We start from the raw sequence: 19,112 nt of genomic DNA, 5'->3' as shown, positions 1-19,112 counted from the left end.
CGGTCTGAGGACACAGGAACAGCCTGAGCACGCCGGAACAGCCTGAGCACACAGGAACAGCCCGAGCACACCGGAACAGCCCGAGCACACGGGAACAGCCTGAGCACACCGGAACGGCCTGAAGATACAGGAACGGCGCCGACCCGGAGGTCGGCGCCGTGTCCTCAGCGCTGCCGGCGCTCGCGCACCCGCATGTTGATCACGATCGGGGTGCCCTCGAAGTCGTACAGCTCGCGCAGGCGCCGCTGGATGAACCGGCGGTAGCCCGGATCCAGGAACCCGGTGGTGAACAGCACGAAGGTCGGCGGACGCGTCGACGCCTGCGTGCCGAACAGGATCCTGGGCTGCTTGCCGCCCCGCAGCGGGTGCGGGTGGGCGGCGACGAGCTCGGTGAGGAACGCGTTGAACTTGCCGGTCGGGATGCGGCGGTCCCAGTTCTCCAGCGCCGTCTCCAGCGCGGGGACGAGCTTGTCCAGGTGCCGTCCGGTCTTGGCCGAGATGTTCACGCGCGGCGCCCACGCGACATGCGCGAGGTCCTGCTCGATCTCGCGCTCCAGATACCGGCGGCGGTCCTGGTTCTCCATGTCGTCGTCGAAGAGGCGATCCCACTTGTTGAACGCGAGCACGAGCGCGCGGCCCGACTCGAGCACCAGGTCGATGATGTTGAGGTCCTGCACGCTGATCGGCTGGCTGACGTCGAGGACGACGACAGCGACCTCCGCCTTCTCCAGCGCGGCCGAGGTGCGCAGCGAGGCGTAGAAGTCCGCCCCCTGCTGAAGATGCACGCGGCGGCGGATGCCGGCGGTGTCGACGAAGCGCCACATCTTGCCACCGAGCTCGACGATCTCGTCCACCGGGTCACGGGTGGTGCCGGCGAGGTCGTTGACGACCACGCGCTCCTCCCCCGCGGCCTTGTTCAGCAGCGACGACTTGCCGACGTTCGGACGGCCGAGGATGGCCACCCGGCGCGGTCCGCCGATCTCCGCCTTGGCGACCGCCGAGATCTCCGGGAGCTTCTCCATGATCGCGTCCAGGAGGTCGGCGACACCGCGGCCATGGATCGCGGAGACCGGATACGGCTCGCCGAGACCGAGGTTCCACAGCGCCGCAGCCTCGGGCTCCTGCCGGGCGTCGTCGATCTTGTTCGCAACGAGGAAGACGGGCTTGCCGCTCTTGCGCAGCAGCTTCACGACGTGCTCGTCGGTCGAGGTCGCCCCGACCATCGCGTCGACGACGAACAGCACCACGTCGCTGAGGTCGATAGCGACCTCGGCCTGCGCGGCGACCGAGCGGTCGATGCCCTTGGCGTCGGGCTCCCAGCCGCCGGTGTCGACCAGCGTGAAGCGCCGGTCCATCCACTCGGCCTTGTAGGTGACGCGGTCGCGGGTGACGCCGGGGGTGTCCTCGACGACCGCCTCACGGCGGCCCAGGATCCGGTTCACGAGCGCGGACTTGCCGACGTTCGGGCGACCGACGATCGCCACCACGGGCAGCGCGGGCAGGAATTCGATCCCGTCCTCGCCGGCGACGAGGCCGGCGAGCAGCTCGGCGTCCTCGTCGTCCAGGTCGTAGTCGTCGAGACCGGCGCGCAGTGTCGCGGCGCGCGACTCGACGAGCTCCTCGTCCATCGCGTCCAGCTTCTCCGCGAGACGGTCTTCGCCGCCCTCGTATTCTTCTTCGTCAGCCATGGTCGGCTCCTCGCTGCGCTCCGGGCGCACGTCGCTCGATCACCGCGATCACGGCGTCGATGGTCTCCTCGAAGTCGAGGTCGGTCGAATCCACGACCTCCACTCCCTCTGCGGCGGTGAGGAAGTCCACCACCGCACTGTCTTTGGCGTCCCGGCGGTGCAGGGCATCCGCGACGGCGCCGGCGTCCTCCGTGTCGAGCTCCGCGGCCCGCCGCGCGGCACGCACCTCGGGCGCCGCGGTGAGCAGGATCCGCACCGGGGCGTCCGGGGCCACCACGGTGGTGATGTCGCGCCCCTCGATCACGACGGCCGGATACGCCGCCTCCCGCGCGATCCGGCGGAACGCGTCGTTCACCTGCACGCGCACGGCCGGAACCCGGGCCACACCGCTCACGGCGCTCGAGACGCGCGGCTCGCGGATGGCCTCGGTCACGTCCGTCGCGCCCACGTGCACGACGCGGTCGTCGGGGTCGAGCCCCTGCGAGAACGGGAAGTCGGCGGCGGCCGCGAGCACGGCGGCCTCGTCGGCGGTGTCGTCGCCGCGGTCCAGCACATGCCAGGCCAGGGCGCGGTATGCGGCCCCGGTGTCCAGGAAGCCGTAGCCGAGGCGCCGGGCGACGGCCTTGGACACGCTGGACTTGCCGGAACCGGCGGGGCCGTCGATCGCGACGACGAACGGGCTCTCAGTCATCGGGCATGCTCGCAATCCGCCATCCCCTGGCCTCGAGTCCTTCGACCGCGCCGCGGAGCGCGGCGGGGGTCACGCTGATCTCGGCCAGGCCGAACTGCGCGCCCGGCGAGTGCTCCAGACGCAGGTCCTCGACGTTCACCTCGAGCTCTCCGAGCTCGCCGAAGAGGCGGCCGAGCTGACCCGCGGTGTCGTCGATCATCACGACGAAGGACTCGAAGCGGCGGTTCTGGCCGTGCTTGCCGGGCAGGCGCTCCACGCCCTCGTTGCCGTGCCGGATCGCTTCGGCGACCGTGCGCCGGGATCCGGTGCGATCCGGGTCGCGCAGCGCATCGGCGACCTCGGCGAGGTCGGCGGCGAGCGCGTCGAGCACCGACACCACCGGGGCGGCGTTCGCGCCGAGGATCTGCACCCACAGCTCGGGCGCGGAGGCGGCGATGCGGGTCGTGTCGCGCACGCCCTGGCCGGCGAGGCGCAGCGAGCCGTCCTCGGCGTCGGCGAGCCGGGCGGCGAGCAGGCTCGCCACGACCTGGGGCACGTGCGAGGTGAGCGCGACGGCGCGGTCGTGCTCTTCGGGCGTCATCTCGAGCGGCATCGCCTCGAGGTCGAGGGCCAGCCCCTCGACGAGCGCGAGGTCGGCCGCCCGGGTCTCCTCGTCGCGGCAGACCACCCAGGGGCGGCCGATGAAGATGTCGGCGCGCGCCGAGATCGCTCCCCCGCGCTCACGGCCGGCGAGCGGGTGGGATCCGATGTAACGCGTGAGGTCGACGCCCCGTTCGCGCAGGGCGCGCAGCGGCTCGAGCTTGACGCTCGCGACGTCGGTGACGACGGCCTCGGGGAATCGGGAGAGCTCCGCCTCGATGACGTCGGCCGTCACGTCCGGCGGCACGGCGACCACGACGAGCGCCGGGGCGTCCTCCGGCTGCGCGGCACGGCCCGCGCCGTAGTCGATCGCGAGGCGCAGCTGCGCCGGCGAGGTATCGGCGAGGGCGACGTCGACGCCCTTCGCGGTCAGGGCGTGACCGATGCTGGCGCCGAGAAGTCCCGCTCCGACGATCCGGACGGTGCCGGACAGTCTGCTCTGGGTGCTCAATCGATCTTCTCCTGGCGCGACAGGGTCAGAAGCGCGCCGAGTTCGATTTTAGTCAGTTCGCGGGACTTCCCTGCCGGGAGGGTTCCCAGGTGCAGCGGGCCGAACTGGCGGCGCACGAGCTCGGTGACCGGATGTCCGACGGCGGCGAGCATCCGGCGCACGATCCGGTTGCGCCCGGAGTGCAGGGTGAGCTCGACGAGACTGGATCCGGTCCTGCTCGCGGAGCCCGACGACGCATCCAGCAGGCGGGCCTTGTCGGCCGCGATCGGACCGTCCTCGAGCTCGACACCGCGCGTGAGCTTCGCGATCGTCTGCGCGGTCACCACGCCCTCGACCTTGGCGATGTAGACCTTGGTCACCCCGAACGACGGATGCGCGAGCACGTGGGCGAGGTCTCCGTCGTTCGTGAGGATCAGCAGCCCGCTGGTCTCGGCGTCCAGACGGCCGACGTTGTAGAGGCGCTCCTCGTACTCCTTCGTGAAGCGGCGCAGATCCGGGCGCCCCTTCTCGTCCTTCATCGAGGAGACCACCCCGGTGGGCTTGTTCAGCATGACGTAGCGCTTGCCGGTGTCCAGCTGCACCGCGGTGCCGTCCACGTCGACGAGGTCGTTCTCCGGATCGATCCGCCGCCCGAGCTCGGTGACGACGGATCCGTTCACGCGGATCCGTCCCTCGACGATGTACTGCTCGATCACGCGCCGCGACGCGACGCCCGCGTTCGCGAGCACCTTCTGCAGGCGCACGCCCTCCGGTGCGGCGAACGGGTCCACGGGGGCGGGGGTCATCGGGCGGTCCTCTCGTCGAAGCCGTCTGCACCGTCGTCGAGCAGCGGGGAGATCGGGGGCAGCTCGTCGAGCGAGTTGATCCCGAGGTTCTGCAGCAGCAGATCGGTCGTGCCGTAGTTGATCGCTCCGGTCTCGGAGTCCTGGAAGAGCTCGGTGATGAGGCCGCGCCCGAGCAGGGTGCGCACCACGGAGTCGACGTTCACCGCACGGATCGACGCGACCTGGCTGCGGGTCACCGGCTGCTTGTAGGCGATCACGGAGAGGGTCTCGAGCGCGGCCTGCGACAGTCGCGCCGGAGCCTGTCCGCCGATGAACTCGGCCACCAGGTCGTCGTAGTCCTCGCGCACGTAGAGCCGCCACCCGCCACCGACCTCGCGCAGTTCGAAGCCGCGCCGCGGACCCTGCCCCCGGCCGTCGTACTCGTCGACGAGGGACTCGATCGCCTGCCGCACCGCCGGCACGGGCGCGCCGACGGCCGCGGCGAGCGAGACGAGGCTGTGCGGCTCGTCGATGATGAGCAGGATCGCCTCGAGCTTCTCGGTGATCGGCAGCTCCGCGGTCGCGGCGGCTCCCGTCCCGGCGGCGTCGGTCACGTCAGCATCTGTCACGGTGTCATCGGTCATAGTCGGCTCCCAACGTCGCCAGCATCTCGTCGGTCCAGTGCTCGGCCGACCACCGCAGGGTCAGCTCGCCGAGCGGCTCCAGTTGCTCGAAGCTCAGCGCCGCGTGCCGGTACAGCTCGAGCACGGACAGGAACCGCGCCACCACGATCCCGGGCTCGGCTGCGCCCGCCACGATCTCCCGGAAGGTCACGGACTCGGCGCTGCGCAGCAGGGTGACCACGATCGCCGCCTGTTCGCGGATGCTCACGAGCGGCGCGTGCAGGTGGTCCAGGCCGACCGTGGGGATCTCCTTGGGCGCGAACGCCATGAGGGCGAGCGTCGCGAAATCGGAGGCGCTGAGGGTCCACACCAGTTCGGGGGTGCGCGCGCGGTGCTTCTCGTCCAGGCGCACCGCCCTCGCGTGCCGCCGGTCCTCGTACTGCAGGCTGCGCGAGAACCAGGCGGAGACCTCCTTGAACGCGCGGTACTGCAGGAGCCTCGCGAAGAGCAGGTCCCTGGCCTCCAGCAGCGCGACGGATTCGGCGTCCACGAGCTCGCCCTGCGGCAACAGGCCGGCCACCTTCATGTCGAGCAGCGTCGCGGCGACCACGAGGAACTCGCTGGTCTCGTCGAGGTCCTCGTCCGGGCCGAGCTCGCGCAGGTAGGCGATGAACTCGTCGGTGACCTTGCTCAGCGACACCTCGGTGATGTCCATCTCGTGCTTCGAGATGAGGTTCAGCAGCAGGTCGAACGGTCCGTCGAAGTTCGACAGGGACACGCGGAAGCCGACGTCGACGACCTCCTGAGGAGCATCCTCCTCCGGCGCCGAGGCGTCGGAGGAGTCTCCGGCCGAGGGGTCCTCGCTATGCGACGGCGCCACGGGCGACCAGCTCCCGGGCCAGTCGCAGGTACGCCTGCGCGGCGGGATGCTCCGGCGCGAACTCGGTGATGGGCACGCCCGACACCGAGGCGTCGGGGAACTTGACGGTGCGGCCGATCACGGTCTCCAGCACGTCGTCGCCGAAGGCCTCGACGACGCGCTCCAGCACCTCGCGGGAGTGCAGGGTGCGTGCGTCGTACATCGTCGCGAGCAGGCCGTCGAGCGTGATCGACGGGTTGAGCCGGTCGCGCACCTTGTCGATGGTCTCGATGAGCAGCGCCACGCCGCGCAGCGCGAAGAACTCGCACTCGAGCGGGATCAGCACGCCGTGCGCCGCGGTGAGCGCGTTGACGGTGAGCAGGCCGAGCGACGGCTGGCAGTCGATGAGGATGACGTCGTACTCCCCCGCGACCTGGCGCAGCACCCGGGACAGGATCGTCTCCCGGGCGACCTCGTTCACGAGGTGCACCTCGGCGGCGGAGAGGTCGATGTTCGCCGGAATGAGGTCGAGGCCCTCGACGCCCGTGTGCACGATCGCCTCGTGCGCATCGCGCTTGGTGTCCAGCAGCAGGTCGTAGACCGTGGGGATGTCGTGGGTGGGGATGCCGAGACCGGCCGACAGTGCTCCCTGCGGGTCGAAGTCGACGGCGAGCACCTTGCGCCCGTACTCGGCGAGCGAGGCGGCGAGGTTGATCGAGGTGGTCGTCTTGCCGACGCCGCCCTTCTGGTTGCAGAGCGCGATGATGCGCGCAGGGCCATGCGCCTTCAGCGGGGCGGGGATGGGGAATCCCTGGTAGGGACGGCCGGTCGGCCCGATCGGGGTGTCGTCCTTCGTCTTCTTCGCCACGTCTCTCCTGCTCGGTCGTGCTCGGAAGAGTCTAGCCGTGCCCCCGGTCCCGCATGCGCTCCCGCGCCGCGGCGACCAATCCGTCGAACAGCGCAGGATCGTCGTCGGTCTCGGGGTGCCACTGCACCCCGACCGCGAAGCGGTCCCCCTCCGCCTCCATCGCCTGCAGCACGCCGTCTGCGTCGTGCGCGACGGCCCGGTAGCCCGGATGCTCGGCGACCGCCTGGTGATGGTGCACGGGAACGGTGAGCTCCGGCGCGACGAGATCGGCGACCCGTCCGTCGGCGTCGACGCGCACGTCTGCCGAGCCGTAGGACGTCGGCCCGCCCGCATGCCGGTCGTGGCCGACCACATCCGGCAGATGCTGCACCAGCGCCCCGCCTGCGGCGACGGCCATGAGCTGCATGCCCCGGCAGATGCCGAGCAGCGGGAGCCGGATCCGCTCCGCCTCCTGCAACAGCGCGAGCTCCCAGGCGTCCCGGTCGTCGTACCAGCGCACCGTGTTCGGGTCGGGATCCTGCCCGTACCGGCCGGGGTTGACGTCGGCGCCGCCCGCGATGAGGATGCCGTCCAGGCGGCCGAGCACGGCCGCGGCCGCACCGGGCGCCTCGATCGGCGGCAGCAGCACCGGGACGCCGCCCGCGCGTTCGATCGATCGCGCGTAGTCGGCCGGGAGCAGGTCGGCCTCGACCTGCCGCCACGTGCCCCAGTCGGCGGCCTGGCGGTAGGTCGTGATCCCGATGACCGGGCGCGGGTCAGTCAAAGTCGGAATCCAGCGGGGTCACGTACGCGTTCGAGAGGCCGCCGTCGACGAGGAAGTCCATCGCCGTGATGAAGCTCGACTCGTCGCTGCCGAGGAAGGCGACCGCGTTCGCGATCTCCTCGGGCTCCGCGAAGCGCCCCATCGGCACGTGCACGAGCCGGCGCGCGGCACGCTCCGGGTCCTTCGCGAACAGCTCCTGCAGCAGCGGCGTGTTCACCGGACCGGGGCAGAGCGCGTTGACGCGGATGCCCTTGCGCGCGAACTGCACGCCGAGCTCGCGGGTCATCGCGAGAACGCCGCCCTTGGAGGCCGTGTACGAGATCTGCGAGGTCGCCGCACCCATGATCGCGACGAACGAGGCCGTGTTGATGATGGATCCGCTGCCCTGCTCGAGCATGTACGGGAGGACCGCCTTGCAGCAGTAGTAGACGCTGGTGAGGTTGACGTCCTGCACCAGGTTCCATGCCTCGATGCCGGTCTTCAGGATCGAGTCGTCCGAGGCGGGCGAGATCCCCGCGTTGTTGAAGGCGATGTCGATGCGGCCGTAGGTGTCGTGCGCGACCTTGAAGAGGTTCTCCACCTGCGCCTGGTCGGTCACGTTCACGGTCACGAACGTGCCGCCGAGCTCCTCCGCGATGCGGGGGCCATTCGCCTCGTCGAGGTCGCCGATGACGACCTTCGCGCCCTCCGCCACGAACTTCTTCGCCGTCGCCAGTCCGATGCCGCTGCAGCCGCCGGTGATGACGCCGACCTTGCCTTCGAGCTTTCCCATTCCTGTGGTGCCTTTCGCTGTGTGGGGAGGAAGTGTCAGTACGTCGTCGAGATGAAGAGGTGCTGTTCTGCAGCCTGCCTCACCTCGGCGAGAAGGTGTCAATACGTCGTCGAGATGAAGACGTTCTTCACCTCGGAGAAGGAGTCCGGTGCGTCCGGTCCGAGCTCGCGCCCGAGCCCGGACTGCTTGAACCCGCCGAAGGGGGTCCAGTACCGCACCGACGAGTGCGAGTTGATCGACAGGTTGCCGCTCTCGACCCCGCGGGCCACGCGGAGAGCCCGACCGATGTCGCGGCTGAAGATGGATCCGCTCAGCCCGTACTCCGTGTCGTTCGCCTTCGCGATCGCGTCGGCCTCGTCGCGGAACGGCATCACGGCGAGCACCGGGCCGAAGAGCTCCTGGGACCACACCGGATCGTCCGCGCCGCGCGGCAGCACCACGGCCGGCGCGAGCCAGAATCCGCCGTCCCAGTCGGCGCCCACGGCGTTCTGCCCGCGGAACGCGACGTCGGCGTCGTCCAGGTGCGCCGCGACGGCATCGCGCTGTCGCGCCGAGACCATCGGTCCCATCTCCGCATCTTCCGCGGCGGGGTCCTTCACGCGGAAAGCCTCGACCGCAGGCTGCAGCAGTTCGAGGAACCGCTCGTAGACGTTTTCCTGCACGAGGATGCGGGAGCGGGCGCAGCAGTCCTGCCCGGCGTTGTCGAGTCCTCCGCCCGGGGCGGCCGCAGCCGCCGCCTCGAGGTCGGCATCGTCGAACACGATGTTCGCGTTCTTGCCGCCGAGTTCGAGGGTGAGGCGCTTGACCTGGTCGGCGCAGCCCCGCATGATCCCCTTGCCCACCTCGGTGGACCCGGTGAAGCACACCTTGCGCACGAGCGGGTGCGTCACGAAGCGATCCCCGACCACGCTGCCCTTGCCCGTGATGACCGTGAAGACGCCCTCCGGCAGCCCGGCCTCGAGGGCGAGCTCGCCGAGGCGCATCGCGGTGAGCGGGGTGAGCTCGGCAGGCTTCAGGACCACGGTGTTGCCCGCGGCGAGCGCGGGGGCGAAGCCCCATCCCGCGATCGGCATCGGGAAGTTCCACGGCACGATGATCCCGACGACGCCGAGCGGCTCGTGGAAGGTGATGTCGATGCCGCCCGGTACCGGGATCTGCTTCCCGAAATGCCGCTCCGGGCTCGCACTGTAGTAGTTGAGCACGTCGCGGACGTTGCCGGCCTCCCAGCGCGCATTGCCGATCGTGTGCCCGGCGTTCGCGACCTCGAGCGCAGCGAGCTCCTCGATGTGGGCGTCCACGACGCTCGCGAAGGAGCGCAGCAGCCGCGCCCGCTCCCCCGGGGTGATCGCGCTCCAGGCCGGGTAGGCGCGGTGCGCGCGCTCGATCGCCGCATCGGTCTCGCCGAGATCGGCAAGCCCCACGTCGGCGACCGTCCGGCCCGTCGCCGGGTTGAGAACGGTGAAGGCGCCGCCCGCGCCGTACCGGGAAGAAGGGATCCTCATGCCCACAGCCTCTCGATCTCTCCGATGAATCCGTTCACAGCCGCTCGAAGCCGCGCCGCAGCTCCCAGTCGGTGACGGCCGCGTCGAACGCCGCGATCTCGACGTCCGCGTAGTTCACGTAGTGGCGCACGACGTCCTCGCCGAAGACCTCGTTCGCGATCGCCGACTGGGCGAGCGCCTCGCGCGCCTCGTGCATCGTGGAGGGGACGGTCGGCGCACCGGACTCGTAGGCGTTGCCCTTCGTCTCCGGCTCCAGCGACAGCTCGTGCTCGATGCCGTACAGGCCGCCGGCGAGCATCGCGGCGAGACCGAGGTACGGGTTCATGTCGCCGCCGGGGAGGCGGTTCTCCATGCGCGCGCCCGCGCCGCGTCCGACCAGGCGCACCGAGCTCGTGCGGTTGTCGATGCCCCACGCGATCGCGGTCGGTGCGAAGGAGCCTTTGACGAAGCGCTTGTACGAGTTGATGTTGGGCGCGTAGAAGAGCGTGAAGTCCCGCATCGTCGCCAGCACGCCGGCGATGAAGTGGTCGTAGAGCGCCGAGCGCTCGCCGCGGTCGGCGTCCCAGAACACCAGCGCGTCGTCGTCCTTGCCGCGCAGCGACATGTGCACGTGGCAGGAGTTGCCCTCGCGCTGGTTGGGCTTGGCCATGAAGGTGATCGACTGCCCGTGCTGACGCGCGATGTCCTTCGAGGCCGTCTTGTAGTACGCGTGGTTGTCGGCCGTGGTGATGACCTCGTCGTAGAGGAACGCGATCTCGTGCTGGCCGAAGTTGCACTCCCCCTTGGCCGACTCGACGTTCAGGCCGGAGGCGTACATCGTGTTGCGGATCTCCCGCAGCAGCGGCTCGACGAGGGTGGACCCCAGGATCGAGTAGTCGACGTTGTAGCGGTTCGCCGGCTCCAGATCACGGTAGCCGCTGTCCCAGGCGCGGTCGTAGGGCGTGTTGAAGATCACGAACTCCAGCTCGGTGCCGGCCAGGGCCTTCCATCCGTGCGAGGCCGCGCGCTCGGTCTGCGCGCGCAGGATCTCCCGCGGCGAGACCCGCACCGGGGCGCCGTTCGTGCCGGCCAGGTCGCATTGGATCATGACCGTGCCCGGCCGGTGCGGCAGGAGGCGGATGGTCGCGAGATCGAGCTCGAACTCCATGTCGCCGTAGCCGTCCGCCCAGGAGGCGTGCGCGTAGCCGTCGACGGTGTTCATGTCGACGTCGACCGCGAGCAGGTAGTTGCACCCCTCGGTGCCGTGGCCGAGCACCGAGTCCAGGAAGAAGTGCGCGTGCAGGAGCTTGCCCTGCAGCCGGCCCTGCATGTCGGTGAACGCGAGCACCACGGTGTCGACGGAGCCGTCCGTGATCAGTCCGCGCAGCTGCTCCACGGTGAGCATGCGGTCGTTGCGAGTCATTTCAGAAGTCCTTTCAAGAGCGCCGCGGTGGCGTCGCAGTGCGCGGTCATGATGTCGCGGGCCCGGGCGGCGTCGCCGTCCAGGATCGCGGCGACGATCGCGCGGTGCTCGGTCTCGGAATGGTCGATGTTGGTCTTGAGGAACGGGATCTCGGCGAGGAGCTGGTGGATCCGCACCTGCACCTCGCTGCAGGAGCGCGAGAGCTCGTCGGATCCGCACACGGTCGCGATCGCGAGGTGGAGGCGGGCGTCGGCCTGGCGGTAGTCCGCCGGCGTCTCGGCCGCCGCGAGGTCGGCGAGGCTGTCGGAGAGCAGCGCGCGCTGCGCGTCGTCGAGCGGCGTCGACGCCGCACGGTAGGCGGCGCCGGGTTCGATGACGGAGCGGAACACGATGACGTCGTCGATCTCGGCACGGCGGGGCGGTGCCTGGTCCACGGGCCACTGCTCGGTGGCCGGCTGGACGACGGTGCCCCCTCCGCGCCCCCGGGTCGTGGTGACGAGCCCGGCGGCGCGGAGGGCGCTGATGGCCTCCCTCAGGGTGGCGCGGGAGACGTTGAGCTTCTCGGCGAGCTCGCGCTCGCCCGGCAGCTTCGTCCCCACCCGGAAGATCCCGAGCCTGATGGCCGAGCCCAGCTGCTCCACGCAGCTCTCGAAGGCCATGTGCCCCCGGACCGGGTGCAGTGCGGCGTCCACCAGAGGAGAGTCCATCGCGTCCGTCATGCTCGGATCATTCCTCCAGGAGCTTGTCCGGCGCCATCGTCAGATGCTCGGCCTCGGCGCTGGAGGCCATGAAGTCCCGCTTCCCGTAGGCGTACCACAGCACGATCGAGAGGATCGCGACCACGGCGACGGCGATCGGCGCATAGTTGAACGTGTCGATGGTGATCGGGTTCACCGGCGGGAGCACGAACAGGATGATGATGAAGATCACCCAGACCACGGCGATCCATCCCACGATCGCGCTCCATTTGCCGAGGTGCCACGGCCCGGGCGTGAAGCCCTTGTCCAGCCGGCGCAGGAACACCGGCGTGACGTACGCGATGTACAGTCCGATCACCGCGACCGAGGTGACGGCGAGGTAGGCGGTGGTGTTGAAGAGCGCGGGCGTGGTCAGGATGATCGAGAGCACGACGCACAGCCAGATCGAGTTGGTCGGAGTGCCGGTGCGCTTGTTGACCTTCGCCCACAGCCGCGACCCGGGGATCGCGTTGTCGCGGGAGAAGGCGTAGCTCATCCGGGAGTTCGCCGTGACCGAGGCCATGCCGCAGAAGAACTGCGCGCCGCAGACGATGAACAGCAGGAACTTCGCCATCGTCGGGTTGTTCAGCGCGTCCAGGAAGATCTGGGCCGGCGGCAGACCGGTCTCGGATCCGAGCAGGCCCGCGATCCCCTTGTCGCTGCCGTCCTGGATCGCCGCGGTGATCGAGAAGAGCAGGATCCAGCCGCCGATGATCGAGATCACGACGCTCATCACGATGCCCTTGGGCGCGGCGACGGAGGCGTTCTTGGTCTCCTCGGCGACGTGGGCGGAGGCGTCGTACCCGGTGTAGGTGTACTGCGCCATGAGCAGGCCCATGAGGAACACGTACGGGCCGAACGACCAGCCGGTGCCGTTGTACCAGTGCGTGAACGTCCAGCCCACGTCCTGGTGCTGGGTGGGCATGATCCACAGCGCGCCGACGATCACGAGCACGCCGACGATGTGCCACCAGGCGGACACGTTCGAGAGCAGGCTCACGATGTTGACGCCGAAGGTGTTCAGCAGGCCGTGGACCACGATCAGCACGACGAAGAGGCCGAAGGTGCTGGCCTTGGTCGGCTCGATCCCCCACACGAGGTTCGCGAATGCCATCATCGTGGTCGCGGCGCCGAAGTCGATCGCCGCGGTGACTGCGACCTCGCCGAGGAAGTTGAACCAGCCGACCCCCCACGCCCACTGCCGCTTGTTGCGCTTGGCGAGGCGGCCGGCCCAGAAGTAGAGACCGCCGGCGGTCGGGTACTTCGAGCACACCTCCGCCATGGCGAGCGCGACCATGAGCACGAAGACGCCGACGAGCGGCCAGCCGATCGTGATCGCCGAGGGGCCGCCCGAGTTCAGGGCGATGGCGTACGAGGTGATGCATCCCGCGAGGATGGAGATGATCGAGAAGGAGACGGCGAAGTTGCTGAACCCCGACATCCCCCGGTGCAGTTCCTGCTTGTAGCCCAGGGCGGCCAGGGCTGCGGCGTCATCGTCGATCGCCTGCGTGCCCTTCGCCTTTGTCGATTCGCTCATGGAGTGCTGCCTGCTTTCAGTGGAGGGAGCGTGTGCAGCGATTCTCGCAATGCGGAAGACCAACTGTCAATGGTCTGACTTCAAACCATTATCGAGCCCGGGGATGCGCCGTCACGTAGACGTCGCGGAGCGTGTCCACCGAGACGTGCGTGTAGATCTGCGTCGTCGCGACCGACGCGTGCCCGAGCAGCTCCTGCACGACGCGCACGTCGGCACCGCCCTGCAGCAGATGGGTCGCGAAGGAGTGCCGCAGCGTGTGCGGAGAGACCTCCGCGGTGATCTGCGCGTGCTCGGCGGCCGCGCGGATGATCAGCCAGGCGCTCTGCCGGCTGAGCGGAGCGCCCCGCGCGCCGAGGAACAGCTTCGCCGAGGCCCGCCCGGTGCTGGCGAGTGTCGGGCGCACCCGGGTCAGGTAGGCGTCGATCGCGGCGCGCGCGTAGGAGCCGACCGGCACGATGCGCTCCTTGGATCCCTTGCCGCGCAGCCGCAGCACGTCGCCCAGCGCGAGGTCGTCGACGTCGAGCGACACCGCCTCGGAGACACGGGCGCCCGTGGCGTAGAGCAGCTCGAGCAGCGCGCGGTCCCGGATTCCGAGCGGCTCCTCCGCCGAGGGCGCGGCGAGCAGGCGCTCGACCTGGTCGATCGTGAGCGCCTTGGGCAGCCGCCGCGGCTGCCGGGGCGGACGCAGCCGCGCGCTCGGATCCGCCTCTGCGATGCCCTCGCGCGCGAGGAACCGATGCCAGCCGCGCACCGACGACTGCAGCCGGGCCAGGCTCGAGGCGGCGGGCGGCGGCACCGCGGCCGCGCGCTCCGCAGCGAACTCGGCGACGATCGCCGCGGTGATCGCGTCGGTGTCGTCGATGCCGTGCTCGCCCAGCCAGGCGACATACCCGCCGAGATCGCGCCGGTACGCCGAGAGGGTGTGCTCGGCGAGCCCGCGCTCGATCGTCACATGCCGGAGATAGGCGTCGAGCGCCCGGTCCAGCTGCACGTCAGGCCCGCCGCATGTCAGGCGCCGCGCAGACGCCGTTCGGCCGCGAGCACGCCCACGGCGAGGATCCCGTTGCGCAGTCTTCCGGCGAGCACGCCGTCCGCGGCCTCGTCGAGCGGCACCCAGGCGAGACGGATGTCGGCCTCCTCGTCGGTGCGTGCGAACGACTCCGCGGCGGGGCTCAGCCCCGTCGCGAGGTAGATGTGGATGATCTCGGAGTTGCTGCCGGGGGTCGTGTAGGTCGAGACCAACGGCTCCCAGCCTTCGGCGGTGAGGTCGGCCTCCTCGGCGAGCTCCCGGCGGGCGGCGTCCATCGGATCCTCGCCGGCGACGTCGAGCAGTCCCGCGGGGAGCTCCCAGTCGCGCTGCCGGATGGGATGGCGGTACTGCTGGATGAGCAGCACGCGCCTCTCCTCGTCCACCGCCACGACGGCCGCCGCGCCGGTGTGGTCGAGGTACTGGCGCACGATCTCGCCGTCGCCGTAGCGGACGCGGTCCTCGCGGATCCCCCACACCGCGCCGCGGTAGACCTCACGGCTCTCGAGCACCTCCGGGGAGAAGGGCTCGTCGCGCGGCGCGGTGGTGGAGTGCGTCACGTCAGTCCTCGTCGTCGAACAGCTCGCTGGAGCGGTGCCGCTCGATGGCCGCGCCCACGAGCCCGCGGAACAGCGGGTGCGGCTCGGTCGGCCGCGAACGCAGCTCGGGGTGCGCCTGGGTCGCGATGTAGAACGGGTGCACATCGCGCGGCAGCTCGACGTACTCGACGAGGTCGAGCTCCGGGTTGAGACCGGAGAACGACAGGCCGGCGTCCGCGAGACGGTCGCGGTAGGCGTTGTTCACCTCGTAGCGGTGGCGGTGCCGCTCCGAGGCCTCGGGAGCGCCGTACAGCTCCTCGGCGAGCGATCCGGCGCCGAGCGCGGCCTTGTACAGGCCGAGGCGCATGGTGCCGCCCAGGTCGCCGCCGTCGAGGATCTCGACCTGCTCCGCCATGGTCGCGATGACCGGCTCGGCGGTGTCGGGGTCGAACTCGCTCGACGAGGCCCCGTCGATCCCGGCGACGTTGCGCGCGTACTCGATGACCATGCACTGCAGGCCGAGGCACAGGCCGAGGGTGGGGATGCCCTGTTCGCGGGCGAAGCGGAGCGCTCCCAGCTTGCCCTCGATGCCGCGGATCCCGAAGCCGCCGGGAACGCAGATGCCGTCGACGTCGGCGAGCGCCTTCGCGGCGCCCTCGGGGGTCTCGCAGGAGTCGGACGGGATCCAGCGGATCTTGACGGCCACCTCGTGCGCGAAGCCACCGGCCTTGAGCGCCTCGGTGACCGAGAGGTAGGCGTCGGGCAGGTCGATGTACTTGCCGACGAGGCCGATCGTGACCTCGTGCTTCGGGTTGTGCACCGCCTGCAGGACCTTCTGCCAGCGGGACCAGTCGACGTCGTCGGCCTTGTCCAGCCCGAGCGCGTCGACGATGTAGTCGTCCAGGCCCTGGTCGTGCAGCATGGTCGGGATGTCGTAGATGCTGGGCACGTCGACCGCGTTGACGACGGCGTCCTCGTCCACGTCGCACATGAGCGCGATCTTGCGCTTGTTCGACTCGGTGACCGGCCGGTCGCTGCGCAGCACGAGCGCGTCCGGCTGGATGCCGATCGAGCGCAGCGCCGCGACGGAGTGCTGGGTCGGCTTGGTCTTCTGCTCACCCGAGGCGCCCATGAACGGAACGAGCGAGACGTGCACGAAGAACACGTTCTTGCGGCCCAGCTCGTGCCGGATCTGGCGCGCGGACTCGATGAACGGCTGCGACTCGATGTCGCCGACCGTGCCGCCGATCTCGGTGATGATGACGTCGGGCCGCGGGGTCTCGTCGGCCTGCAGGCGCATGCGGCGCTTGATCTCGTCGGTGATGTGCGGGATCACCTGCACGGTGTCGCCGAGGTACTCGCCGCGGCGCTCCTTGGCGATGACCTGCGAGTAGATCTGGCCGGTCGTGACGTTGGCGGCCTGACTCAGCTCGATGTCGAGGAAGCGCTCGTAGTGGCCGATGTCGAGGTCGGTCTCGGCGCCGTCGTCCGTGACGAAGACCTCGCCGTGCTGGAAAGGGTTCATCGTGCCCGGATCCACGTTCAGATAGGGATCGAGCTTCTGCATCACGACGCGCAGTCCGCGGGCGGTGAGCAGGTTGCCGAGGCTGGCCGCCGTCAGCCCCTTGCCCAACGAGGAAACGACACCGCCCGTCACGAAGATGTGCTTGGTGGTGTCGTTGTCTGTCCGCGCGGCTGAGTTCTGCATCACGGGCTTTTATCCTATCAGCCGGATCGCCGGCCGTCATCGTCGGACACGGCGCGTGCCGCCTCGAGACGTTCCTCGAGCTCGGTCAGCCCGGGCGGGTTGGCCCCCGCGCGCGACACCGTGATCGCTCCGGACACGAGCGCGGTGTCCAGGGCCGCCTCGACGTCCTCCGCCGGGATCGGCGCACCCTCGACGATGAGGCGGTCCGCGCCATCGCGGAGCAGGCCGAACAGCAGCCCGGACATGAACGCGTCGCCGGCGCCGATCGTGTCGACGACGTCGACCCTCACGGCGGGACGCTCGTACCGGGTGCCGTCGACGAGGGCGACGGCGCCCTGCGCGCCGCGCGTGATGACGACGAACCGCGTGCCCCCCGCAGCGAGCGCGTCCAGGACGTCGTCCAGGCTCGCGTCCGGGCGCAGCCACGCGGCGTCCTCGTCACTGAGTTTGACGACGTGCGACGCCGCGGCGAGCTCGAACACCCGTCGCCGCGCTGCGTCTGCCGGACCGATGACGTCGGCACGGATGTTCGGGTCGAAGGAGCGCAGAGTTCCGGCGGGAGCGCCGCGGAAGGCCGTGAGCAGCGCGCTCGAACCCGGCTCCCGCAAGGCCCCGATCGATCCGGTGTGCACGAGGGCGAGCTCGTCCAGCTCCGGCACCGCGATCTCGCCCGCCAGTGCGAACTCGTACTCGGCGCCGCCGTCCTCGGCGATGGTCGCCGTCGCGGTCCACGAGGGACCCTCCACGAGCGTGCGCGCACCGATGCCGACGCGGTCCGCACCGAGATGTGCGCGGATCAGGTCCCCGTGCGCGTCGTCGCCGATCCTGGAGTGCAGCACGGGAGGCCGGCCGAGCCGCGCGAGACCGACCGCTACATTCATCGGCGATCCGCCCGCGTGGGGCTCGCCGCCCACGACGATGTCGACGAGCGCCTCCCCGATCACCACGATCCGCGCCTGGTTCATACCTGGAGCCCCTCTCCCGCCACCGCGAGCGCATCGACGGGAACGGCGATCGTCAACTCGTCGAGACGTACGTTACCGTCCGTCGCCCGGAGTACGATCTGCGGAGACGTGCGCGTCGGGATCCGGTCGGTGAGCACAGCGGTGCCGTCGTCGGCGAAGAGCTCGAGGGATCCGTCGTCGAGCCAGAGGACGGCGTCCAGTCCGCCTCCGCGCACGGAGAGATGCTGGACGCTGGCGAATGCGTCGGGAAGCCCCGCGGCGCCGACCCGCCGATCCACGGACACCTCTCCGTCGCAGACGCGAAGCACGGCCGCGGGCGTCTCCTCCGGCCCCAGGCTCAGTTGGGCTGACGCACCTTCGCTCAGACGCAGGCGGATCCGGATCCGCACCTGCTCCGGCACGTCGAGCGCCACCGGCTCATCCTGGCGCAGCTCGAGATCCTCGACGGCGCTCACCGCCGAATGCTCGGGCGCGATCGGCTCTTGGCGCAGCCTGATCCGTCCGTCGGAGGTGACCAGAGAGAGCCGGCGAGGCAGTGTCATCGCCCCCCGCTGCGGATCATCGCCTCCTGCCGGGGGCATCGCACCCGCGTAGTCCCAGTTGCTCATCCATGCGATGAGGATCCGTTCGTCGTCGGGGAGCCCGGAGAACGTCACCCCCGCGTAGCAGTCCCTGCCATAGTCCAGCCAGTCGAACTGCTCGAGGTCGGCGCGGCTCTGCTCCCCCGAACCGATGGGGTGCATCGACGGAGCCGGCTCGGCGGGGACGAACCGCTCCCCGTCGAAGGATCCGATGACGTACTGAGTCCCGGATCCACCGGCGATCCCACCCGGGTAGAGGCTGATGAGCAGTACCCAGCGCATGTCGTCCGGGTCCCCGTCCAGGGCGAGCGGGAACAGGTCGGGGCATTCCCAGACGCCGCCCACCGCACCGCGCTGACCGTAGTCGGACAGCAACGTCCAGGTGCGCAGGTCATCGGAGCGGTACATCACCACGCGGCGATCGGCCGCCTCGACGGCGACCATCACCCACCACTCCCCCTCTGCGCCGCGGTATCGGAACACCTTCGGATCGCGGAAATGCTCCGAGCCGCGATCGAGCACGGGGTTCCCGGGGAAGAACCGCCAGGTCATTCCGTCGTCGACACTCGAGGCGATCCCCTGGGACTGGTGCCGCCCCGGCTGGTCCGCGAGGGTGAACACAGCCACGAGGGGTGCCCTTCCCCCGTCCCCCAACCGGCTTGTGTCGCCCTCGTCGACGACGATGGATCCGGAGAAGATCTCATGTCGGTCGGTGTGCCGGAGCGCGATGGGCTGCTCGTCCCAGTGCAGCAGGTCTGCGCTCGTGGCGTGGCCCCAGCTCATGTGCGCGTGGTCGGCGCCGTGCGGGTTGTACTGGAAGAACAGGTGGTAGCTGCCATCGTGGAAGACGAGTCCGTTCGGATCGTTCATCCAGTTGCGAGCGGGTCGAAAGTGCATCGGCACCCTGGTCATGTGCAGTGATTCCTTCAAACGTTGTTCGGCGACATGGATGATCTCCGCGGCCTCACGGCCCGAGCCGGAACGGCCCGCCCGAGA

At 70.0% G+C, this 19,112-nt stretch carries 18 protein-coding genes; all 18 read right to left on the bottom strand.

The genetic code is table 11. The features are described from left to right. Positions 1–164: 164 nt before the first annotated feature. The 18 genes from der to WFJ17_RS16090 all read right to left on the bottom strand — a co-directional run bounded on the left by der (position 165) and on the right by WFJ17_RS16090 (position 19,013). Entirely contained in the window at positions 165–1,688 is a 1,524-nt protein-coding gene (gene der / locus WFJ17_RS16175; RefSeq protein WP_251442186.1) for a ribosome biogenesis GTPase Der, read from the bottom strand. Then, entirely contained in the window at positions 1,681–2,379 is a 699-nt protein-coding gene (gene cmk / locus WFJ17_RS16170; protein ID WP_251442189.1) for a (d)CMP kinase, read from the bottom strand. Before cmk ends, der begins: the two co-directional genes overlap by 8 nt. Continuing rightward, on the bottom strand, positions 2,372–3,469 hold the full coding sequence (locus WFJ17_RS16165) for a prephenate dehydrogenase (RefSeq protein WP_251442191.1): 1,098 nt from the start codon (positions 3,467–3,469) through the stop codon (positions 2,372–2,374). Before WFJ17_RS16165 ends, cmk begins: the two co-directional genes overlap by 8 nt. Beyond that, a complete protein-coding gene (locus WFJ17_RS16160; protein ID WP_251442193.1) occupies positions 3,466–4,254 on the bottom strand; it encodes a pseudouridine synthase in 789 nt (262 codons plus the stop codon). Before WFJ17_RS16160 ends, WFJ17_RS16165 begins: the two co-directional genes overlap by 4 nt. Further along, entirely contained in the window at positions 4,251–4,877 is a 627-nt protein-coding gene (gene scpB / locus WFJ17_RS16155) for an SMC-Scp complex subunit ScpB (protein ID WP_251442195.1), read from the bottom strand. Before scpB ends, WFJ17_RS16160 begins: the two co-directional genes overlap by 4 nt. After that, positions 4,867–5,736 carry a segregation and condensation protein A gene (locus WFJ17_RS16150; RefSeq protein ID WP_442927997.1) on the bottom strand — a complete coding sequence of 290 codons (870 nt, stop codon included), beginning with the start codon at positions 5,734–5,736 and terminating at the stop codon, positions 4,867–4,869. Before WFJ17_RS16150 ends, scpB begins: the two co-directional genes overlap by 11 nt. Then, positions 5,720–6,583 carry a ParA family protein gene (locus WFJ17_RS16145; protein WP_251442197.1) on the bottom strand — a complete coding sequence of 288 codons (864 nt, stop codon included), beginning with the start codon at positions 6,581–6,583 and terminating at the stop codon, positions 5,720–5,722. Before WFJ17_RS16145 ends, WFJ17_RS16150 begins: the two co-directional genes overlap by 17 nt. A gap of 31 nt (positions 6,584–6,614) precedes the next feature. Further along, on the bottom strand, positions 6,615–7,346 hold the full coding sequence (locus tag WFJ17_RS16140) for a gamma-glutamyl-gamma-aminobutyrate hydrolase family protein (protein WP_336648950.1): 732 nt from the start codon (positions 7,344–7,346) through the stop codon (positions 6,615–6,617). After that, positions 7,339–8,118 carry a 3-oxoacyl-ACP reductase gene (locus WFJ17_RS16135; protein WP_292886291.1) on the bottom strand — a complete coding sequence of 260 codons (780 nt, stop codon included), beginning with the start codon at positions 8,116–8,118 and terminating at the stop codon, positions 7,339–7,341. The genes WFJ17_RS16140 and WFJ17_RS16135 overlap by 8 nt, the downstream gene beginning before the upstream one ends. 98 nt (positions 8,119–8,216) lie before the next feature. Continuing rightward, a complete protein-coding gene (locus WFJ17_RS16130) occupies positions 8,217–9,620 on the bottom strand; it encodes an aldehyde dehydrogenase family protein (RefSeq protein WP_336648949.1) in 1,404 nt (467 codons plus the stop codon). A 34-nt stretch (positions 9,621–9,654) separates the two neighbouring features. Continuing rightward, positions 9,655–11,022 (bottom strand): glutamine synthetase family protein, encoded by a 1,368-nt coding sequence (locus WFJ17_RS16125; RefSeq protein ID WP_251442205.1) that lies wholly within the window; start codon positions 11,020–11,022, stop codon positions 9,655–9,657. After that, positions 11,019–11,741: a FadR/GntR family transcriptional regulator gene (locus WFJ17_RS16120; RefSeq protein WP_251442212.1), complete on the bottom strand. Its 723-nt coding sequence runs from the start codon at positions 11,739–11,741 to the stop codon at positions 11,019–11,021. The genes WFJ17_RS16125 and WFJ17_RS16120 overlap by 4 nt, the downstream gene beginning before the upstream one ends. A 7-nt stretch (positions 11,742–11,748) precedes the next feature. Then, positions 11,749–13,296, bottom strand: coding sequence for an amino acid permease (locus WFJ17_RS16115; protein WP_251442214.1), 1,548 nt, complete (start codon positions 13,294–13,296; stop codon positions 11,749–11,751). Positions 13,297–13,384: 88 nt separating this feature from the next. Next, positions 13,385–14,287, bottom strand: coding sequence for a site-specific tyrosine recombinase XerD (gene xerD / locus WFJ17_RS16110; protein ID WP_251442217.1), 903 nt, complete (start codon positions 14,285–14,287; stop codon positions 13,385–13,387). A 17-nt stretch (positions 14,288–14,304) separates the two neighbouring features. Next, complete coding sequence (locus WFJ17_RS16105) at positions 14,305–14,883, bottom strand: NUDIX domain-containing protein (RefSeq protein ID WP_251442220.1); 579 nt, start codon at positions 14,881–14,883, stop codon at positions 14,305–14,307. Between the two features lies 1 nt (position 14,884). Next, complete coding sequence (locus WFJ17_RS16100) at positions 14,885–16,570, bottom strand: CTP synthase (RefSeq protein WP_336649145.1); 1,686 nt, start codon at positions 16,568–16,570, stop codon at positions 14,885–14,887. A gap of 17 nt (positions 16,571–16,587) precedes the next feature. Then, positions 16,588–17,535: a carbohydrate kinase family protein gene (locus WFJ17_RS16095; RefSeq protein WP_336648948.1), complete on the bottom strand. Its 948-nt coding sequence runs from the start codon at positions 17,533–17,535 to the stop codon at positions 16,588–16,590. Then, positions 17,532–19,013 carry a glycoside hydrolase family 32 protein gene (locus WFJ17_RS16090; protein WP_336649144.1) on the bottom strand — a complete coding sequence of 494 codons (1,482 nt, stop codon included), beginning with the start codon at positions 19,011–19,013 and terminating at the stop codon, positions 17,532–17,534. The genes WFJ17_RS16095 and WFJ17_RS16090 overlap by 4 nt, the downstream gene beginning before the upstream one ends. Between the last annotated feature and the right edge of the window lie 99 nt (positions 19,014–19,112).

It is taken from the genome of Microbacterium sp. MMO-10, from assembly GCF_037148715.1.
Classification (GTDB): Bacteria; Actinomycetota; Actinomycetes; order Actinomycetales; family Microbacteriaceae; genus Microbacterium.
This window is presented reverse-complemented; position numbering and strand designations above follow the sequence as displayed.

Bases quoted from the DNA above. Each gene is read 5' to 3' on its own strand.
- scpB (WP_251442195.1), bottom strand. From the start codon at position 4,877: ATGACCGATGACACCGTGACAGATGCTGACGTGACCGACGCCGCCGGG.
- WFJ17_RS16160 (WP_251442193.1), bottom strand. From the start codon at position 4,254: ATGACCCCCGCCCCCGTGGACCCGTTCGCCGCACCGGAGGGCGTGCGC.
- WFJ17_RS16135 (WP_292886291.1), bottom strand. From the start codon at position 8,118: ATGGGAAAGCTCGAAGGCAAGGTCGGCGTCATCACCGGCGGCTGCAGC.
- WFJ17_RS16095 (WP_336648948.1), bottom strand. From the start codon at position 17,535: ATGAACCAGGCGCGGATCGTGGTGATCGGGGAGGCGCTCGTCGACATC.
- WFJ17_RS16130 (WP_336648949.1), bottom strand. From the start codon at position 9,620: ATGAGGATCCCTTCTTCCCGGTACGGCGCGGGCGGCGCCTTCACCGTT.
- WFJ17_RS16115 (WP_251442214.1), bottom strand. From the start codon at position 13,296: ATGAGCGAATCGACAAAGGCGAAGGGCACGCAGGCGATCGACGATGAC.
- WFJ17_RS16120 (WP_251442212.1), bottom strand. From the start codon at position 11,741: ATGACGGACGCGATGGACTCTCCTCTGGTGGACGCCGCACTGCACCCG.
- der (WP_251442186.1), bottom strand. From the start codon at position 1,688: ATGGCTGACGAAGAAGAATACGAGGGCGGCGAAGACCGTCTCGCGGAG.
- WFJ17_RS16125 (WP_251442205.1), bottom strand. From the start codon at position 11,022: ATGACTCGCAACGACCGCATGCTCACCGTGGAGCAGCTGCGCGGACTG.
- WFJ17_RS16100 (WP_336649145.1), bottom strand. From the start codon at position 16,570: ATGCAGAACTCAGCCGCGCGGACAGACAACGACACCACCAAGCACATC.
- WFJ17_RS16090 (WP_336649144.1), bottom strand. From the start codon at position 19,013: ATGCACTTTCGACCCGCTCGCAACTGGATGAACGATCCGAACGGACTC.
- cmk (WP_251442189.1), bottom strand. From the start codon at position 2,379: ATGACTGAGAGCCCGTTCGTCGTCGCGATCGACGGCCCCGCCGGTTCC.